This is a genomic window from Streptomyces sp. NPDC057136, assembly GCF_042670885.1.
In the GTDB taxonomy this organism is placed as follows: Bacteria; Actinomycetota; Actinomycetes; order Streptomycetales; family Streptomycetaceae; genus Streptomyces.
Genome location: NZ_JBHUUV010000001.1, coordinates 537,901 through 557,859, shown reverse-complemented (window position 1 = coordinate 557,859; position 19,959 = coordinate 537,901). Strand labels below are relative to the sequence as shown.

Sequence of the window (19,959 nt, the reverse complement as noted above, 5' to 3'; positions counted from 1 at the left end):
GGCCCCGAACCGTATGACACGGTTCGGGGCCCCTCTCGTTTTCGTACCCGTGCGGGCCGGGTCAGTCCTCGGTGAGCTCGCGGCGCACCGACAGCAGATCCTCCAGCTGTTCCTCGCGCGCCTGGGCCGCCACGAAGAGCAGCTCGTCACCGGCTTCCAGAGACTCCTCGACGTTCGGCGTGAGGACGCGCGTACCGCGGATGATCGTGACCAGCGAGGTGTCCTCCGGCCACGCCACATCGCCGACCCGGGTGCCGGCGAGCGCCGACTCAGGGGGCAGCGTCAGCTCGACGAGGTTGGCGTCGCCGTGGCTGAAGCGCAGCAGCCGGACCAGGTCGCCGACGCTCACCGCCTCCTCGACGAGGGCCGACATCAGCCGCGGCGTGGAGACCGCGACATCGACGCCCCAGGACTCGTTGAACAGCCACTCGTTCTTCGGGTTGTTCACCCGGGCGACGACCCGCGGCACGCCGTACTCGGTCTTCGCGAGCAGCGAGACGACCAGGTTGACCTTGTCGTCGCCGGTCGCGGCGATCACGACGTTGCACCGCTGAAGGGCGGCCTCGTCCAGCGAGGTGATCTCGCAGGCGTCCGCGAGCAGCCACTCGGCCATCGGGACCCGCTCCACCGAGATGGCGGTCGGCGCCTTGTCGATCAGCAGCACCTCGTGCCCGTTCTCCAGCAGCTCGGCCGCGATGGAGCGGCCCACCGCGCCTGCCCCGGCAATCGACACGCGCATCAGTGACCGCCTTCTTCCGGGCCCTCGGCGAAGGCCGCCTCGACCTTCGCGACCTCGTCCGTACGCATCATCACGTGGACCAGGTCGCTCTCCTGCAGGACCGTCTGCGACGTCGGCAGGATCGCTTCACCCAAACGGGTGAGGAAAGCCACGCGGACGCCCGTCTGCTCCTGGAGCGTGCTGATCTTGTGGCCGATCCACGAGGGCGTGGTGTGCACCTCGGCGAGCTGCACCCCGCCGCTCGGGTCGCGCCACAGCGGCTCGGCGCCGGACGGCAGCAGCCGCCGCAGCATCTGGTCCGCGGTCCAGCGGACGGTGGCCACCGTGGGGATGCCGAGGCGCTGGTAGACCTCGGCGCGCCGCGGGTCGTAGATCCGGGCGGCGACGTTCTCGATGGCGAACATCTCGCGGGCCACGCGGGCCGCGATGATGTTCGAGTTGTCGCCGCTGCTCACCGCGGCGAACGCGCCGGCTTCTTCGATCCCGGCCTCGCGGAGGGTGTCCTGGTCGAAACCGACCCCGGTGACCCGGCGGCCGCCGAACCCGGAACCCAGGCGACGGAACGCGGTGGGGTCCCGGTCGATCACGGCGACCGTATGTCCCTGCTTCTCCAGGGTCTGCGCGAGAGCGGCTCCGACTCGCCCGCAGCCCATGATGACGATGTGCACCTTGCGCCTACCTCGCCGTCCTGGTCATCCCGCTGACCTGCGAAAACACCCTGGTCACACTTCTTTCTCAGCTTGCCGGGCAAACAACGGGTCAACGACGTTCGGCGTTGCCCGGGATTGAGCTTATGCCGCCTCGTATCGGCCGCCTCATCCGAGTGTGCCCCGCGTTCTCACCCCCTGCCCGCACTCTTGAGTACGGGAGCACAGACATCTAACATGTCAGTTCATGGAGACCCTCCGGCCCGTCCGACGGACCCTGCTGCGCGACACCGCGTACGAAGCGATTCGCGACGCCATCGTCCGCGGCGACATTCCACCCGGTGCGTCCGTCCGTGACGGCGAACTCGCCGAACGGCTCGGGCTCTCCCGGGCGCCCGTCCGCGACGCCCTGTCCCGGCTCGCGGGCGAAGGGCTCGTGGAGAGCAAGCCGCAGAGCTACACCCGCGTTACCCGGCTCGTCCCGCGCGACGTCAGGGATGCCGCCGCCGTCGTACGCGCGATGCAGGAACTGGCTGCCCGCAGCGCGGTCCCGCACCTCACGGATACGGACATCGCGGCGATGCGGGTGGCGAACGAACGGTTCCGGGCGGCCGCGGCCGACGGCGACACCGCCGCCGCACTGCGCGCCGACGACGAGCTGCACGATGTGCTCGTCGCCGCCTGCGGCAACCGCGCGGTCGCCGCCACGGTCGCGCGCTACACCCCCCTGATCCGCCGCCTGGAGTGGCGGCAGTTCGGCACGGCGAGTGCGGCGCACGGCTCGGCCGCACTGCACGACCGGCTCATCGACGCCTGCGCCGGGGGAGACGCGGAGGAGGCCTCCCGGATCACGGCGGAGATCTGGCGCGCCCTGGAAGAGCTCGCGGACGAGCCGCCGGCCCCCTGACCATTCCACCGGCCCCCCGACCGTTCCCTGCCGTATCCCACCCCGAGATCCAAGGAGCTCCCGTGACGACCCTTCCGGCCGACATCGCCTCGTACGAGCGCTACCCCCTCCTCTTCGGGCCCTCGCCCGTGCACCGGCTGGACCGGCTCACCGAGCACCTGGGCGGCGCCGCGCTCTGGGCCAAGCGTGAGGACTGCAACTCCGGCATCGCGTACGGCGGCAACAAGACCCGCAAGCTCGAATACCTCGTCGCCGACGCGCTGGCCAAGGGCTGCGACACCCTGGTGTCGATCGGTGGCGTCCAGTCCAACCACACCCGCCAGGTGGCGGCGGTGGCGGCCCGTGCCGGTCTGAAGTGCGTCCTCATCCAGGAGAGCTGGGTGGAGTGGCCCGATGCCGTCTACGACAAGGTCGGCAACATCCTCATCAGCCGGCTCGCCGGAGCCGACATCCGTCTCGTGCGCGCCGGCTTCGGGATCGGCGTCAAGGAGAGCTGGGAGCAGGCGCTGCGAGAGGTCGAGGACCGGGGCGGACGCCCGTACGCCATTCCGGCCGGCGCATCCGACCATCCGCTCGGCGGCCTCGGCTTCGCCAACTGGGCGTACGAGGTCGTCGAGCAGGAGGCCGCCCTCGGCGTCTTCTTCGACACCGTCGTCGTCTGCTCGGTCACCGGCTCCACCCAGGCCGGCATGGTCGCGGGCTTCGCCGCCATCGAGGAGGCGGGCGGCCGGCCCCGGCGCGTACTCGGCATCGACGCATCGGCCGAACCGGCCAGGACCCGTGAGCAGATTGCCCGGATCGCCCGTGCCACCGCCGCGCTGATCGGGGTGCGGCGCAAGCTCACCGTGGCGGACATCGAGCTCGACGAGCGCTACCACGGGGGTACGTACGGCATCCCCGACGAGGCGACGCTCGACGCGATGCGGCTGGCCGCGCGGACAGAGGGAATGGTCACCGATCCGGTGTACGAGGGGAAGTCGATGGCGGGCATGGCCGACCTCGTGGGGCGCGGCGAGATCGCCCGCGACGCCACCGTCCTCTACGCCCATCTCGGCGGTCAGCCCGCGCTCAACGGGTACAGCGCGCTCTTCGCGGAAGCATGAGCGCAAGGAAGACGTTAAAGATTGAGCGAAGTTCTCTGCCCGAAGCCGGGAAATAGGAATAATTGTCCGACTTTGGTGGGGTGGTGGCTCATCGGCATCCATACGGAACGCATACGATCCTCTGCGTGTCCAAACTGACCGACGTGCCCAAACGGATCCTGATCGGCCGGGCGCTGCGCAGCGACAATCTGGGAGAAACGCTCCTCCCGAAGCGCATCGCGCTCCCCGTCTTCGCATCCGACCCGCTGTCCTCGGTGGCGTACGCACCTGGAGAAGTCCTCCTCGTGCTGTCCATCGCGGGTGTGTCGGCCTATCACTTCAGCCCGTGGATCGCGCTCGCCGTCGTGGTGCTCATGTTCACGGTCGTCGCCTCCTACCGGCAGAACGTGCGTGCGTACCCGAGCGGCGGCGGCGACTACGAGGTCGCCAATACGAACCTCGGCCCCAGGGCCGGACTCACGGTCGCCAGCGCCCTGCTGGTCGACTACGTCCTGACCGTCGCCGTGTCGATCTCATCCGGCGTGGAGAACCTCGGCTCGGCGATCCCGTTCGTCGTGGAGCACAAGGTTCCCGTCGCCGTCGGCGCGATCGTGCTGCTGACGCTGATGAACCTGCGGGGCGTCAAGGAATCCGGCAAGCTCTTCGCCATTCCGACGTACCTCTTCGTGGTCGGCGTCTTCCTGATGATCCTCTGGGGCGCGTTCCGGGGACTGATCCTCGGCGACGCCATGCACGCCCCGACCTCGGACCTGGAGATCAAGGCCGAACACGAGGGGCTGGCCGGCTTCGCGCTGGTCTTCCTGCTCCTGCGGGCCTTCTCCTCCGGCTGCGCGGCGCTCACCGGCGTCGAGGCGATCAGCAACGGGGTTCCCGCCTTCCGCAAGCCGAAGAGCAAGAACGCCGCGACCACCCTCGCGATGATGGGCCTGCTGGCCGTCACCATGTTCTGCGGCATCATCGGGCTGGCCATGGCCACCGATGTGAAGATGGCCGAGAACCCGGCACAGGACCTGATCCGCGACGGCGCCGCGGTCGGCGAGAGTTTCGTCCAGGACCCCGTGATCTCCCAGGTCGCGGCCGCGGTCTTCGGCGACGGGACCTTCCTCTTCGTGGTCCTCGCCACGGCCACCGCGCTCGTCCTCTTCCTGGCCGCCAACACCGCGTACAACGGCTTCCCGCTGCTCGGCTCGATCCTCGCCCAGGACCGCTACCTGCCGCGTCAGCTGCACACCCGCGGCGACCGGCTCGCCTTCTCCAACGGCATCGTGCTGCTGGCGGGGGCGGCGGTCCTGCTGGTCTGGATCTACGGCGCAGACTCGACCAAGCTGATCCAGCTCTACATCGTCGGCGTCTTCGTCTCCTTCACGCTCAGCCAGACCGGCATGGTGCGGCACTGGAACCGCCATCTGCGGAGCGAGAAGGACCCGGCCGCGCGCCGCCACATGATCCGCTCTCGCGCGATCAACACCTTCGGCGCCTTCTTCACCGGCCTCGTGCTGGTGGTCGTCCTCGCCACCAAGTTCACCCACGGGGCCTGGGTGGCCCTGCTCGGCATGGTGATCTTCTACGGGACGATGACGGCGATCCGTAAGCACTACGACCGTGTGGCCGAGGAGATCGCCGCCGACGAGACCCCGTCGGACGAGACCGTCCGGCCGTCGCGCGTCCACTCGATCGTCCTGGTCTCCAAACTCCACCGGCCCACACTGCGCGCCCTGGCGTACGCGAAGCTCATCCGCTCCGACCGGCTGGAGGCGCTCTCCATCAGCGTCGACCCGGACGAGACGAAGCTGCTCAAGGACGAGTGGGAGCGGCGCGGCATCAACGTGCCGCTGAAGATCCTCGACTCGCCCTACCGCGAGGTGACCCGCCCGGTCATCGACTACGTGAAGGGCCTGCGCCGGGAGAGCCCGCGCGACGTGGTCAGCGTCTACATCCCGGAGTACGTCGTCGGGCACTGGTACGAGCACCTGCTGCACAACCAGAGCGCCCTGCGGCTGAAGGGCCGGCTGCTGTTCACCCCGGGCGTCATGGTGACGTCCGTGCCGTACCAGCTGGAGTCGTCCGAGGCCGCGAAGATGCGAGCCAGGAAGCGGGCGGAATGGAACGCTCCGGGATCGGTGCGCCGAGGCCCCGTGGAACGGAAACAGAAAGAGCCCACCCAGAAGGGCTGACTGGCGGAGCCGGTTTGTGGTAAGCGGTCGGGCGGCACCCACGTAGACTGGTGGGTCGTTGTCCGGCCGCTTTTCCCTTGATCTCTGGAGCCATCCCCTCATGCAGAACGAATCCACTCCGCCGCAGGCCGGGGACTCGCTGATCGGGGAGGAGTACGAGGTCGAGGTCGGCCCCGTCGCGCACGGCGGCCACTGCATCGCCCGTACCGCGGAAGGCCAGGTCCTCTTCGTACGGCACACGCTCCCCGGCGAGAAGATCGTCGCCCGGGTCACCGACGGCGAGACCGGCTCACGCTTCCTGCGCGCCGACGCCGTCAGGATCATCGAAGCCTCCAAGGACCGCGTCGAGGCCCCCTGCAAGTACGCAGGCCCCGGCATGTGCGGCGGCTGCGACTGGCAGCACGCCAAGCCCGGCGCCCAGCGCCGGCTCAAGGGCGAGGTCATCGCCGAGCAGCTGAAGCGCCTCGCGGGCCTCACCCCGGAGGAGGCCGGCTGGGACGGCACGGTCATGCCGGCCGAGGGCGACAAGCTCCCGCAGGGGCAGGTGCCCGCGTGGCGCACCCGCGTCCAGTACGCGATCGACGACGAGGGCCGGGCCGGACTGCGCAAGCACCGCTCGCACGAGGTCCAGCCGATCGACCACTGCATGATCGCCGCCCCGGGGGTCACCGAGCTGGGCATCGAGAAGCGCGAGTGGCCGCAGCTGGCCGCGGTGGAGGCCATCTCCGCCACCGGTTCCCACGACCGTCAGGTCATCCTCACCCCGAAGCCGGGCGGCCGACTGCCCCTCGTCGAACTGGACAAGCCGGTATCCGTGCTCCGCGTCGAGGAGCACGACGGCGGCGTCCACCGCGTCCACGGCCGCGCCTTCGTCCGCGAGCGCGCCGACGACCGCACGTACCGCGTCGGCTCCGGCGGCTTCTGGCAGGTCCACCCCCAGGCGGCCGACACCCTCGTCCGCGCGGTCATGCAGGGCCTGCTGCCCCGCAAGAACGACACGGCTCTCGACCTCTACTGCGGTGTCGGCCTGTTCGCCGGCGCCATCGGACAGCGCATCGGCGAGAAGGGCGCGGTGCTCGGCATCGAGTCCGGCAAGCGCGCCGTCGAGGACGCCCGCCACAACCTGAAGGACCTGGAGCGCGTCCGGATCGAGCACGGCAAGGTCGACCAGGTCCTGCCGCGCACGGGCATCACGGAAGCCGACCTGATCGTCCTGGACCCGCCCCGCGCGGGCGCGGGCAAGCAGACGGTGAAGCAGCTGACCGCGCTGGGCGCCCGCCGCATCGCGTACGTGGCCTGCGACCCGGCGGCCCTGGCCCGCGACCTGGCGTACTTCCGGGAGGGCGGCTACAAGGTGCGGACGCTGCGGGCGTTCGACCTGTTCCCGATGACGTCGCACGTGGAGTGCGTGGCGATTCTGGAGCCTGCCAACAAGGGTGCGTGACCTGCGGTTGCGCGGCGCAGGTGGATCGCTCGACCTGTTTCCCGCCGTAAAGCGGGTCGAGCGAACAGCCTCACCATCCCAAGTCGCTGACCTGCGGCTTCAGAGTGCGGCGACTGTCACCCGGGCACCGGTCAGAGGCACGATTCTGTTGGCAGGTGCGATTGCCGGGAGATCGAGCGATGGCTACCGAGAAGATTGACCACCCGGCCCGGGCATCCGTCAGTTCATGGCGGCATATCACCCGACCATGACCACGATGACGACAGACTTCCGGCTTGGCGAAGGTGAGGACACCGCGGTGTCCCTGGGCCGGCCGCCGTGTGGAGTGGAACGGGGCGGTCTGGCGCCCCGAGCACCAACCGGTCCGAGCGCGGACGGCCGACCAGCCCTACGAGCAGATCTGCCAGGACGTGGGCACAGCCCGCGCCCAACACCGACACGGACCGAACGGCGGATCATCAAGGTTCGTATCCTGAGCCGCTGGGGCCTGTCCCGGTGACTGGTCACCCGGGGCAGAGTTCCCGGGTGGCCCGGCCAGGGATCGGCCGAAGCCGGCTACCGGAGCAGCCCTCGAGTCAGTGCCCAGGGGTGGTCCGCCCGGTCCGTGACGGTGCGGAGGCGTCGGCGAGGTCGGCGCCGGTGTCGGCGTCCCGCTGGGAGTGGCCGATGCCGTGCCAGTCCAGGCATATGACGGTCGCATCGTCCTGCAGGTGGCCGTCGTTGGCGTCGACGATCGCCGCGACGAGGGCGCGGGCGGCCTCGCGCGGATGCAGCGCGTGGGTGTGCACGATCAGGTCGGACAGATCGAGGCTGTTGGCGTTGCGCTCCAGCATGCCGTCGGTCAGCATCACCAGCCGGTCGCCCGGCCGCAGGTCCAGCGACTGGACCCGGTAGGTGTGAGGGGCATGGACGCCGAACGGCATATCGACCTCCGGAGTGAGCTCCCGCACCAGTCCGTTCCGCATCCGCAGCGGCCAGGGGTGCCCGGCGTTGATGAACTCGGTCTTGCCGTCGATCAGGCTGATGCGCAGGAGCTGGCCGGTGACGTAACCCTGGCGGCCGTGCTCGCGCACGGCCTGGTCGGCCTGGCGGGCCTGTTCGGCGAGGTCGGCACCGGCCCGCCGGGCCCGGCGCAGGGCGCCCACCAGGAGGGTGGCCAGCAGCGCGGCGCCGACATCGTGCCCCATGGCATCGGTGACGGAGAGCTGGACGGTGTCGCGGTCGATCACATAGTCGAAGGTGTCACCCCCGACGTGGTCGGCCGGCTCCAGCGCCCCGGCCACCGCGAACTGCGCCGCCTCGCACGCCAGCGAAGCCGGGAGCAACCGGTGCTGGATCTCCGCGGCCAGGCTCAGCGGGATGGTCCGGCGGCCCCACTGGTACACGTCGGTGAAGGACCGGTTCGCGATGACGATGTAGGCCAGGGCGTGCGCGGTCTCGCCGATCTCCCGCATCACCTCCGCGTCCGGCGCCGCGGGCAGGAACAGTTCGAGGAGCCCGATGGCGTCCCCGCGGTTGGTCACCGGGGCGACGATCCGCACCAGCGCGCCCTCGCCCTTGTCCTCCACGCTCGGCCGCTGGGTGCGGATCACGTCGTCGTACAGGGTGCCCCGCAGCGTGATGCGCCGGGCGGGTTCTTCGGTATCGATGCTGCCCGCCGCCCCCAGCCTTACGACCGAGCCGCCGGTGAAGTCGGTGATCAGGAACGACACCGACGCGGCCCCGAGGTGCTCCATGAGCATGCGCGCGACCACGTCGAGCGACTCCACGGGCGCCGCGGTCTCCGCCGCCGCCAGCGTCCCCGCCAACGTCATCCCCCTGCCTCGGCCACCCCCGTTCCCGGGAGTACGAGTGGTCGGCACACCCTCCCCGTCAGGCCCGCATACGGTCACGGTGACTCCTCACTGCTCGCTGGTGCTCAGGCTCCCTCCCGGGTACGCGAGGGGTCGGGGCCAAGCCCTGCCGGGCAGATGTCATTGCACCACAGAGCCCCTGAACGGATGCGCAGTCGGCCAACCGCGCGTCGAACGGCCCGGCACCGGCGCTTTGCGGAACGCCTGGGCCTCGCAGTCACCCGACTTCGCACGTGGAGTGCGTGGCGATTCTCGAGGGGAGGAGGGGCTTCCTGAAGGGGCGGAGGGCTGGCCGCCGCCCCGTTGGCTCACCCCGCCGAGCCGCTTCCCGGCGATTGGCGTTCTGTGACACGGGTTGGGATGTCACGCGAGCGCCGGGTCAGGGCCCGTAGGGGCTTCAGCAGCCGAGGAAGGGCTTCATGTTCCTCCTCGGTTCTGTGGTCAACGCTGCGCGGCTTGCTCGGCCGAAGCGAGCGTGCGGATCGCGGGCAGGTCGGCGTACAGGTTGTTCCCGGGGCACTCGGTCGGGTAGCCGTCGCGGTGGCCGGAGATCCGGTTCAGAGTGACCTTCTGACCCTTGGTGTACTTGCCGTTGTCGGCGGCGGCGGTGAGTGCGACGGTGCCGGCGGCGTCGTATCCGTACAGCCCGAGCTTCCAGGCGGCGACGGCGGCGACCGCCTCCTGTACGGAAGGTGTGGAGAGGGCGTCGTTGTAGTTGCCGAGGACCGCGATGCCGGAGGTGTCGGTGTTGAAGCCGTAGGTCTGCGCGCCCAGGACGGGCTTGTCGATGCCGCCCGCGCGGCCCTCGAATGCGGTGCCGCACTTGTCGACGAGGAAGTGGTAGCCGATGTCGTTCCAACCCTGGCTCTGCACGTGGTACAGGAAGATCGCGCGGATGATGTCCGGGGACTGGTCGCAGGTGTAGTCGTTGGTGCCGGCGGTGTGGTGGGCGAACACCACCTTGGTGTCGGTCGTGTACGTCGCCGGGTCCTTCACCAGCGACTCGTCGGCGTTCCAGCCGGAACGCGGGATGACAGCGGGCTGCGGAGCGGTGTTCACCGCGGCGGACGGGGCCGACAGGGCGAGGGCTTCGGCGTCGGCCGAGTCCACCAGCTCCACGCGGAGCCCACCCGGCAGCTTCGACAGCGTGCCGTGCTGCCCGGTCACCCGCACCTGCACACCGTCGGACGGCCCCGTCCACAGCGGCTGGGTACCGGCGCGCACGCCTGCCGTGTCGCTGTCGGATCCCACCTCGGGCGTACGCACATCGAGGTCGAGCTCACGCCAGCCCGACCAGGCGCCGCTGACGCTGGAGCGGGTGCGGACCTCAGCCGTACCGCCGAGCTGGGCACGCGGGTCGTCCCAGGTGACGCCCAGCATGCTGAACGGTTCGGTGGGACGCGCGGACAACGCCCGCCGCGCGGGATCGGGCCCGTGCAACGCGATGCTCCGCACGCCGTCGGCGGTCGAGATCTCCGCTGCGGCCTGGGCCGGGAAGGTGAGACCGAGGGACGCGAGGGCGACGGCGGTGGCCGCCGCGACCCTTGCCGTACGACGGAAGGGGAACTGCTCGGTCACTGGGCTCCTTCAGAGGCTGCGGATGCTTCGGGTGCGGGAAGTTCACTGCTGCACGTGGTTCGACCGAAGGCGCCGGTGGCGGTGGCGCGTTGGACGTGCCGGCTGCGGACGGCGAGGGTGCAGCTGGCCGTGCCGCCCTTTTCGCCGAGGGTGACGTTGACGATCGGGGAAGCGCCGAGCGGGACGCTCACGGTCTTCTTCCACGGGAGACGGGCGTTCGTGACCACGGTCGCCTTGTCGCCACCCGGACCGCGGTAGGAGATGTCGGCGGTGCCCTCGCCTAGCACCTCGTACGTCACGCCGGCGGCGGGCGCGGCCTGCTGGGGCGCCGGCGCGTCATCGGAGTTGAGGACTCCGTACGCCACGAACGCGCCGCACGCGAGCAGCAACGCCGCCGCGACGGCGATGCCTCGGCGGTCGATGCCGCGGTCGTCCCGGGACTGGGAAGCCTTCGTGGTGTCCGGGATTTCTGACTCTTCTGGGCTTACCGGCTTTTCTGTCGTGGACATGGCCGCGCTTTCGGTCGACGCAAATTCGCTTGGGTTATACACCATCAGAATCGACGGATGCCAGGCAGCGGAAAAGTCGGGGCAAGATGCCCCCAATCGCCATCGACCTGGCCAGCGAAATGCCCTATATACGCGTTCGGTTGACGAACCATCATCTCCGTGTTGAAGAATCCCCCCGCCATGATCGGCTCACCTCTAACGAGGCCACTTTTCCGTACGCGGAGGGTGGTCTGGTTTGGCATGCCTTGAGGAGTTCCGGTCGAGGTCAGGTCCAGCGTGACCGGCGACGGAGTGCCCGCGCCGGCGCGCGTCGGTGCGCCTGTTTCGCCTCGCGCGGGATGGGTGCCCATGAAGGGAATGGCGTGAAAGCAAGATACGGGCGGGCGATAGCCTGCCTCGTGGTTTCGGCGGTCGCCGGGACCATGCTGCCACAAGTCGCTTATGCGGCACCGGTTTCGAGTGATAACGGCGAGGGTATCGTCGATGCCTTCACGGGCTGGTTCTCGGAGGACGAGGGCGAGTCCGACAAGCCGGACGAGCCGTCGACCGGTGGGACTCCGGTGCTGCCGAGCCGTGAGAAGTTGCCGAAGGGCAAAGCGGCCAAGAAAGCGCAGCGAGTTGCCGAACTGACGGGCAGTCGCACGGCGAACGCCCGGTACTGGAAACTCTCCGACGGCCGGGTGCAGGCCGAGGTGTCAGCGGTGCCGACCGGGTATCGGGCGGGGAGGTCCTGGAAGGACATCGACCCGACGGTCACCGCGACCGGCGCCGAAGGCTTCGACTTCGTCAACACGACGAATGCTGCCCGTAGTTGGTTCGGGTCGGACGCTCGCAAGCTGCTGCGGTTCGAGGCCGGTGACGGGCATGCGGTGACCCTGGGTCTCGAGGGCGCGGGAAAGCTCGCCCCCGTCGCCAAGGGCGACACCGTCACGTACAAGGACGCCGTGGCCGGTGCGGACCTGTCGTACCAGGTCGGTCCGGGCCGGGTGAAGGAGAACATGGTCCTGGACCGGAAGCCCACGGGCCCGGTCTCCTTCACCTTCACGCTGGACGCCGGCGGGCTGACGCCGAAGCCGGGCAAGGACGGTTCGGTCTCCTTCTACGGCGAGGCCGCGAATCCGGTACTGGTGATCCCCGCGGCGTTCATGACGGATGCCAAGAAGGACGCCCGGTCGCCGTACGGGTTCGCATACAGCAAGACGGTCACCCAGAAGCTCACCAGGGCCGGCAAGGGCTGGAAGCTTCACGTCACGCCCGATGCGAAGTGGCTGGCCGCGCCGGAGCGGCAGTACCCGGTGACGGTCGATCCGACGATCTCGATCGCGCCGACGCCGACGACGGCGCAGGACGTGATGATCTCCTCGGACGGTCCGGGGACGAACTACGACGACAACTGGCGGCTGTCGGTCGGCAACACCAGCACCGGTTCCTCGCGTGCGCTGATGCGGTTCCCGCTGACCGGCGTACCGGCCGGCACGAAGCTCGACTCGGCCGATCTGAAGCTGTACTACGACCAGACCCACACCACGGGCGACACCGAGGTCCAGCTGGAGGCGCACCGCGCCACGCAGGCGTGGACCGAGGACCAGGCGACGTGGAACAGCGCCAACGCGATCACCGGTGAGCTGTCGGGCACGTCGGTCGTGGTGGACGACGGCGACGCCGGGCGGACGGCCGCGGTCGGCGCCTGGCCCGCGTCGGGGAACACGGCGTACACGCAGTACGCGGTCAACCAGGACTACCTGTACAACAAGGACTCGGTCGCGGGTGACACGTACACCTGGCAGCCGAGCCTCCCCGAGGACGGCACCTATCAGGTCGAGGCGCACAACGTCCCGGCCTCGGACCGCGCCACCAACGCCCCGTACACCGTCACGTACGACGGCGGGACGAAGGCGTACACGGTCAACCAGCAGGCCGGCACGGCCGGCGTGTGGAAGACGCTCGGCTCGCACCCGTTCAAGGCCGGCACCCTGGGCAAGATCGTCCTCGGTGACGGTCCGGCGTCGACCAGCACGTCGGTGATCGCGGACGCGGTCCGCTTCACCAAGGGCGGCGTGGTCACCAAGCAGCCGGGCGAGCTGAACACCTGGCACACCTTCCCGGTGACCAAGACCGTTCAGTCCTGGATCGACGGCGCGCAGGTCAACAACGGCTTCGTGATCAAGGCCGGTGACGAGTCCGCGAACGGCCCCAAGGGCGGTCCGCGCTACGAGGGCAGCGAGTTCGGGTACGGCGGCGAGAGCGCCAACTACCCGCGCCTCGTCATGACCTTCGGCCGCCAGGGCGTCGACCTCGCCGCCCCGACCACGATCCACGACACGGGCGCGGAGCTGTCCTGGACGGCGTACCAGGACCGGGACCCGATCGGGACCGCCGACGACATCGTCGAGTACCAGGTCCACCGTTCGATCAACCAGACCTTCACGCCTTCGGCCGCGACGCTGGTCTCCCCGGTCGCGCCGGCCACGACGTCGTTCACGGACACGGCGGCGACGCCGACGAAGGCGGACGACCCCGACCCGTACGGCCGCGCCTACTACTACATGGTCGCGGTCAAGACGAAGGACGGGCAGGTCGTCGCCGCCCCGACGCAGCTCGTACGGCTGCCGAAGGCGGGACGCACCACGAAGGTGCTGCCCGCGACGCAGGACACCACCCTGTCCTCGGCCCGCACGACGCTCACGCACGACACGATCGACGACGGCGGCCCGAGGAACTGGCTGAGCGTCGGCAACAACTCCGCGACCTACGGCGACACCCGCGCCCTGGTGAAGTTCCCGGCCCTCGGCATCCCGGCCACGGCCCGGGTGCTGGACGCGAACGTACGACTGTGGAGCACGCAGACCGCCCAGGACACGGCGGGCGCGGTCTACGAAATGCGTCCGCTGACGCGTGACTTCGACGAGGCCGCCGCGACCTGGGTGAAGGCCGACTCGACCACGAACTGGTCCACCGCGGGCGGTGACTTCGGCGCGGTGACGGCCGACACCGGGGCGAAGACCAATGACCCGGCCCGCCACGACTGGAACGTGACCTCGCTCGCGCAGTCCTGGGTGACCACCCCGGCCTCCCAGCGGGGCGTTGTCGTCAAGATGGCGGACGAGGCGGCCTCGCAGGAGCGGACCCTCTTCCTGTCCTCCGAGGGCACCGAGTCGAGGCTCCAGCCCAGGGTTGTGGTCACGTACATCGACTCCACCACGGAGTCGACGTACTACGCGCCGCAGACCCCGGCGCGGATGACCCCGAACACCGACTACACGGTCGACTTCACCCTCACCAACACCACCGCCTCCACCTGGAACGCGGCCGATCACGTCCTCACCTACAAGTGGGCCCTGCCCGACGGTACGGACGTCACCAACGGCGGCAATCAGGTCCAGACCGCGCTGCTGTCGAACGTCGCGCCCGGTGACAGCGTCTCGCTGCAGGCGCTGGTGAAGACGCCGATCAACTCGGACAACGGCAACAAGCGCACCGACTACGTCCTGACCTGGGACGTCTACAACAAGACGGCCGGCACCTGGGCCTCGGGAACCGCGGGCATCCCCGGCCTGAAGCAGAACGTGGCGGTGGAGGACCCGACCTCCAACCAGCTCGGCATGGAGAAGTTCTACGTCTACACGGGCAAGAACACCGGCGCCGGCTCGACCGTCATGAGCGACCTGGCGTCCGGCAACACCGTCTGGCAGTACAACGCCTTCACCAACCCCGGCCGCGGTGTCACCACGTTCGCCCGGTTCGCGTACAACAGCCTCGACACCTCCGACACGGTCTCCGGCCCCGGCTGGTCCTTCCAGGCCGCCGGCCCGATCCGGCTCGGCGCGCCGCTGGAGTTCCACCCGAAGCCGAACCCGACCGAGATCAGGCTCCCGGACGGCGACGGCACCACCCACGTCTTCCGCAAGCAGCCCGACGGCTCCTGGAAGGCCCCGGCGGGCGTCCACTACAAGCTGTCGGCGAAGCCCGGTCTGGACTGCACGCCGCTGAAGGACCCGATCCCCGACGCCTGGACGATGACTCGTCCCGACGGCACCCGGTTCCTGTTCGGCTGCGACGGCTACATGACGTCGCTGGTCGAGAAGAACGGCAACACGCAGACGTACACCTACGAGGAACGCAAGTCCAACAACAAGCCGACCAAGTTCCTCAAGTACGTCACCGACCCGGCCGGCCGCCAGTCGCTGACCGTCGAGTACTACTCCAAGGCCGACAGCAACAACCCGAAGATCATCGACCACATCAAGTCGATGACCGACATCTCGCTCCGCAAGGTCACCTTCGAGTACTCCGACAAGGGCCTGCTCACCAAGCTCACCGACGGTGCCGGCTCCACCCAGCCGAAGGTCTTCGCCTTCGAGTACGACGCCACCCAGGGCAACAAGAACGTCAAGCTCGTCAAGGCAACCGACCCGCGCGGCAACGCCACGTCGCTGACGTACAACTTCCCTCAGACCGGGGACGACCCGAAGTACCACTGGTGGACGAAGACGATCACCGACCGTCTCCAGGGCGCCACGGGCTTCACGTACGCGGTGAACACCGGCAACGCCAAGTTCACCGACACCAAGGTCACCGACGCCGAGTCGAGTGCCTCCACCTACGTGACCGACGACTTCGGCCGCGCCGTCCAGTCGACGAACGCCAAGTCGCAGACGATGAAGCTGTCGTGGGACGCGGACAACAACGTCACGTACACGGAGGAGAACAACGGCGCCAAGACCGCGTACTGCTACGACCAGAAGACGGGCTACCCGCTCTGGAAGCGCGACGCGGAGAACAACAAGGCGGGCGTGCCGGCCCAGAGTGACTGTGCGCCGGGCACCTACCCGGCGAACTCCGCCAAGTACGTGTACCAGACCCGTGCCGACGGCTACTCGGCCGATATCTTCACCAAGACCTCTCCCGAGGGCCGGAAGTGGCAGTTCGGCTACGACACCTTCGGCAACCTGAAGACGGTCACCGACCCCAAGGGCGTCGCCACCACGACGACGGGTGACTACACCACGTCGTACGAGTACGACTCCTACGGCCAGCTGACCAAGGCGATCGACGCCAACGGCAACGCGGACACGAACAGCGGCTTCGGGCCCACGGGCTTCCCGACGACGATGACGGACGCGCTGAACAAGTCGTCGACGTTCGTCTACGACGAGCGTGGCCAGGTCACCGAGGTCACCGACGCGCTGGGCAAGAAGACCACGCAGACGTACGACGCCTACGGCCGCCCGCTGGTCAAGACCGAGCCCAAGGACCAGGCCGCCGGCGACCTGATCACCGCTCCGGCACCCGTGTACGACGCCAACGACAACGTCACCACGTCGACGTCGCCCAACGGCGCGGTGTCCACCGCGGTGTACGACGCGACCGACCAGATGACCTCGGCGACCGCGCCGAAGTACACCACGACGTCGGACGAGCGGAAGACGCTCTACACCTACGACAAGGTCGGCAACCTCAAGACGACGACCGAGCCGAAGGGCACGCTGACCACGGCGGACGCGGCGGACTTCGTCACGACCAACCACTACAACGAGATCTACCAGCTCACCTCCGTCGTCAACGCGGCGGGAGACAAGGTCAGCTACGAGTACGACAACGTCGGCAACACCACCAAGGTCGTCGACCCGAAGAAGAACGCCACGGCCGACACGGCCGACTACACCACCCTGTCCGCCTACGACCTGAACCACCGGGCCACCACGGTCACGGACGCCGCCGGCAAGACCACCAGGAAGGCCTACGACAAGGACAACCTGGTCGTCTCCACGACGGACGCCGAGAACAACACCACGCTCGTCAGCTACGACGAGCGCGGCAAGCAGACCGAGGTCAAGGTCCCGCGCAGCGGCACCTCGCCGATCACCTACCGTACGAGCCGGTCCGAGTACGACCAGGTCGGCAACACCACCAAGGTGATCACCCCGCGAGCCGTCGAGGCGGGGACGACCACGGCCTTCACCGCCCGCACCGAGTACGACGCGCTGAACCGGCCCAAGCGCCAGTACCAGCCGTACGACCCGGCGGACACCCGTCACAACGATCCCAACGTCTACACCGAGACCGAGTACGACGCCGTGGGCCGGGTCGCGAAGACCTCGATGCCGCCCTCGGAGGGGCAGACGGTCCGCAACATCACGAAGCACGACTACTTCGACAACGGCTGGACGAAGAGCTCCACGGACCCGTGGGACATCGGCGCCACCTACGACTACAACGCCCTGGGCCAGCAGACGACCAGGACGCTGACGTCGGCGGGCGGCTCCTCCAACCGCACGATGACGTGGTCGTTCTACCCCGACGGAAAGGTCAAGTCCCGTTCCGACGACGGTGTTCCGGTGGGCAAGTCGGTGGTCCTCGCGGACAACTCCGACACCCAGCACACCTCCTCCACGGGTACCTGGGCCACCGGGGACATCACCGGGCAGCAGGGCTACGACCACCGCACCCACGCGGCCGGTACGGGCACGGACGCCTTCACGTGGACGCTCGACATCCCCAAGGACGGCTCGTACACCGCGTACGTGAAGTACCCGAAGGTGACCGGGGCCGCCACGACCGCGAAGTACACGCTCTCGCACGGCACGACCACCGAACCGGCGGTCACCAAGGACCAGAACGCCGCTACCGGCACCTGGGTCGGCCTCGGCAACTACGCCCTCAAGCAGGGCGAGGACACCAAGCTGAAGCTGGCCCAGAACAGCGCCGGCGTCGTGGTCGCGGACGGGGTCAAGCTGGTCCGTGACAACTCCGCGGAGACCGACAACGAGAAGCGGACCTTCAACTACGTCTACGACGTCAACGGGAACCTGACGTCGATCGACGACACGTCGTCCGGGGCGAAGGTCGACGCCTACGCCATCGCCTACACCGGCCTCAACCAGGTCCAGAAGGTGGCCGAGTCGCTGTCCGGCGTGGAGAAGAAGGCGACGTCGTACACGTACGACGCCAACGGGCAGTCGGAGACGGTCACCCACCCCAGCCAGTTCTCCAAGTACACCTACGACCTGCGGGAAAAGGTCAAGACGGTGTCCGTCGGTAAGTCCGCGACGGACAGCACCCCCAAGGTCACCTCGTACACGTACACGGACCGCGGTCAGAAGCTGAAGGAGACCAAGGCCAACGACAACGCCATCGACTACGCCTACTTCCTCGACGGTGCGCTGAAGTCGACGACGGAGAAGAAGGCGGACGGCACCACGCTGGTCGCCTCCCACACCTACGCCTACGACACCAACGGCAACAAGGCGCAGGACGTTGCGAAGAAGATGAACGCCGACAACCGCTCGGCGTACCTCGACTCCACGACCGACTTCACCTACGACCCGGCCGACCGGCTCACCAAGTCGGTCAAGACGGGCAACGGCGCCGGTACGGAGACGTACGTCCACGACGACAACGCCAACGTCATCAGCCAGACCGTCAAGGGTGCCGGCACCACGTTCCAGTACGACCGGAACAGGCTGCTGACCGCGACGACGTCGGGCGTCAGCGCCAACTACACCTACGACCCCTTCGGGCGCCAGCAGTCGGTCATCTCCGGCGGCAAGGTCATCGAGCGGAGCGTCTACGACGGCTTCGACCACGTCGCGGAGTCCCAGAAGATGGACGCCGGCGGCGCGATGAAGTCGACGACGTACGCCTTCGACCCGCTGGACCGCACCGCGTCGAAGACGGCGGACGGCAAGACCACCGACTTCGAGTACCTGGGCCTGTCCGGCGAGGTCCTCGACGAGAAGGTCGCCGGTGCGCTTACCAAGTCGTTCCAGTACAGCCCGTGGGGCGAGCGCCTGTCGCAGAGCAAGCACAACACCGACGGCACGACCGAGGACGGCTACTACGGCTACAACAGCCACACCGACGTCGAAACCCTGACCGACAAGAACGGCGACACCAAGGCCACCTACGGCTACACCGCCTACGGCAACAACGACGCCACGGAGTTCACCGGCATCGACAAGCCCGAGGCCGGCCAGCCGGACAAGGAGGAGTACAACCCCTACCGCTTCAACGCCAAGCGCTGGGACGCCCAGTCCGGTACGTACGACATGGGCTTCCGCGACTACAACCCGGGCCTCAACCGCTTCACCACCCGGGACATGTACAACGGCGCCCTCGCCGACATGAGCCTGGGCGCGGACCCGTACACCAGCAACCGCTACGCCTTCACCGGCGGCAACCCGGTGAGCGGCGTCGAACTGGACGGTCATCTCGTCTGGTTCGCGATCCCGGCCATCTACTGGGTGGGGGCGGCACTGGCCACGGCCCTGTACGCGTCGACACCGCAGGGTCAGCAGCAACTGGCGGACGCGGGGACGGCCCTGGGCAGCATGCTGATGCCGTCCGCGGACGATGCCGGTTCCAGCGACTCGTCCAACGAGCCGCGTCCGGGTCCCACCCCCCAGCCGTCGCCGGGCCCCGCGCCCAGGCCTGCGCCGCGGACCACCGACACCAACAACCCCACGTGCGACCCGATGCCTCTGATCGACGGAGGACGGGTCTACGGCGGTCTTGAGGAGTACACGGATCACCAGGGGAACAAGGGCTGCAGGGCGACCGGCGCCTATGCGTTCCTCACCAAGGCCGACCGCAGGTCGCGCACCGGGGCGGGCGGCATGCCGAAGTGCTCCGAATGCGAACCGTCCGTCCAGCCGGACGGAATGGGTGAAATTGCGGCAGGAGGCGGGAACCCGCAGGCCGGCCACCTGATAGGTTATTGGGGCAAGGGCACCGGCCAGGACGTCCGAAACCTGGTTGCTTTGCATGGCAGGGCGAATGCAAGGATGGCCAGCAAGGTCGAATCCTTCGGGTGGAAAGCCTTGAACGCCGACAACAAACTGTTCATGTCGGTCGTGCCCATATACGGAGACCCTCATTCGGCCGTTCCAACAACCGTTCAGGTGGGAATGACCGTATACGGACCGCAGGGGAATATCACGGACACCTACTCGTGTACTGCGATCAACTCCTCGACCGGCATCGGCTCGACATGCTAGAAGGGGCCT

The 19,959-nt window shown here is 68.6% G+C and carries 10 protein-coding genes and 1 pseudogene; 6 read left to right on the top strand and 5 right to left on the bottom strand.

Annotated elements, in window-relative coordinates; all coding sequences use genetic code 11:
- Positions 1 to 61: 61 nt before the first annotated feature.
- On the bottom strand, positions 62 to 739 hold the full coding sequence (locus ACFT7S_RS02525; protein WP_258049716.1) for a TrkA family potassium uptake protein: 678 nt from the start codon (positions 737 to 739) through the stop codon (positions 62 to 64).
- A complete protein-coding gene (locus ACFT7S_RS02520) occupies positions 739 to 1,407 on the bottom strand; it encodes a potassium channel family protein (RefSeq protein ID WP_382725854.1) in 669 nt (222 codons plus the stop codon). Before ACFT7S_RS02520 ends, ACFT7S_RS02525 begins: the two co-directional genes overlap by 1 nt.
- A gap of 226 nt (positions 1,408 to 1,633) precedes the next feature.
- Between ACFT7S_RS02520 and ACFT7S_RS02515 the strand changes: the two genes are divergently transcribed.
- The 5 genes and pseudogenes from ACFT7S_RS02515 to ACFT7S_RS02495 all read left to right on the top strand — a co-directional run.
- Complete coding sequence (locus ACFT7S_RS02515) at positions 1,634 to 2,293, top strand: GntR family transcriptional regulator (RefSeq protein WP_382725851.1); 660 nt, start codon at positions 1,634 to 1,636, stop codon at positions 2,291 to 2,293.
- Between the two features lie 62 nt (positions 2,294 to 2,355).
- Complete coding sequence (locus tag ACFT7S_RS02510; protein WP_382725848.1) at positions 2,356 to 3,396, top strand: 1-aminocyclopropane-1-carboxylate deaminase; 1,041 nt, start codon at positions 2,356 to 2,358, stop codon at positions 3,394 to 3,396.
- 125 nt (positions 3,397 to 3,521) lie between these two features.
- Positions 3,522 to 5,570: an APC family permease gene (locus ACFT7S_RS02505; protein ID WP_382725845.1), complete on the top strand. Its 2,049-nt coding sequence runs from the start codon at positions 3,522 to 3,524 to the stop codon at positions 5,568 to 5,570.
- 100 nt (positions 5,571 to 5,670) lie between these two features.
- Positions 5,671 to 7,014 carry a class I SAM-dependent RNA methyltransferase gene (locus tag ACFT7S_RS02500; protein WP_382725842.1) on the top strand — a complete coding sequence of 448 codons (1,344 nt, stop codon included), beginning with the start codon at positions 5,671 to 5,673 and terminating at the stop codon, positions 7,012 to 7,014.
- 382 nt (positions 7,015 to 7,396) lie between these two features.
- Positions 7,397 to 7,510 (top strand): annotated as a pseudogene (locus ACFT7S_RS02495) (IS481 family transposase); the annotation flags it as partial.
- Positions 7,511 to 7,589: 79 nt separating this feature from the next.
- Here the strand turns inward: ACFT7S_RS02495 and ACFT7S_RS02490 are convergent.
- From ACFT7S_RS02490 to ACFT7S_RS02480, 3 genes are all read right to left on the bottom strand, one after another.
- Positions 7,590 to 8,828, bottom strand: a complete 1,239-nt coding sequence (locus tag ACFT7S_RS02490) for a PP2C family protein-serine/threonine phosphatase (protein WP_382725839.1) — start codon at positions 8,826 to 8,828, stop codon at positions 7,590 to 7,592.
- Between the two features lie 480 nt (positions 8,829 to 9,308).
- Positions 9,309 to 10,445, bottom strand: coding sequence for an N-acetylmuramoyl-L-alanine amidase (locus tag ACFT7S_RS02485; RefSeq protein WP_382725837.1), 1,137 nt, complete (start codon positions 10,443 to 10,445; stop codon positions 9,309 to 9,311).
- Entirely contained in the window at positions 10,442 to 10,954 is a 513-nt protein-coding gene (locus tag ACFT7S_RS02480; protein WP_382725835.1) for an MmpS family transport accessory protein, read from the bottom strand. The genes ACFT7S_RS02485 and ACFT7S_RS02480 overlap by 4 nt, the downstream gene beginning before the upstream one ends.
- Before the next feature lie 338 nt (positions 10,955 to 11,292).
- Between ACFT7S_RS02480 and ACFT7S_RS02475 the strand changes: the two genes are divergently transcribed.
- Positions 11,293 to 19,950, top strand: a complete 8,658-nt coding sequence (locus tag ACFT7S_RS02475) for a DNRLRE domain-containing protein (RefSeq protein ID WP_382725833.1) — start codon at positions 11,293 to 11,295, stop codon at positions 19,948 to 19,950.
- The last annotated feature ends 9 nt before the right edge of the window (positions 19,951 to 19,959 follow it).

Bases quoted from the DNA above. Each gene is read 5' to 3' on its own strand.
- ACFT7S_RS02525 (WP_258049716.1), bottom strand. From the start codon at position 739: ATGCGCGTGTCGATTGCCGGGGCAGGCGCGGTGGGCCGCTCCATCGCG.
- ACFT7S_RS02515 (WP_382725851.1), top strand. From the start codon at position 1,634: ATGGAGACCCTCCGGCCCGTCCGACGGACCCTGCTGCGCGACACCGCG.
- ACFT7S_RS02500 (WP_382725842.1), top strand. From the start codon at position 5,671: ATGCAGAACGAATCCACTCCGCCGCAGGCCGGGGACTCGCTGATCGGG.
- ACFT7S_RS02490 (WP_382725839.1), bottom strand. From the start codon at position 8,828: ATGACGTTGGCGGGGACGCTGGCGGCGGCGGAGACCGCGGCGCCCGTG.
- ACFT7S_RS02480 (WP_382725835.1), bottom strand. From the start codon at position 10,954: ATGTCCACGACAGAAAAGCCGGTAAGCCCAGAAGAGTCAGAAATCCCG.
- ACFT7S_RS02475 (WP_382725833.1), top strand. From the start codon at position 11,293: ATGGGTGCCCATGAAGGGAATGGCGTGAAAGCAAGATACGGGCGGGCG.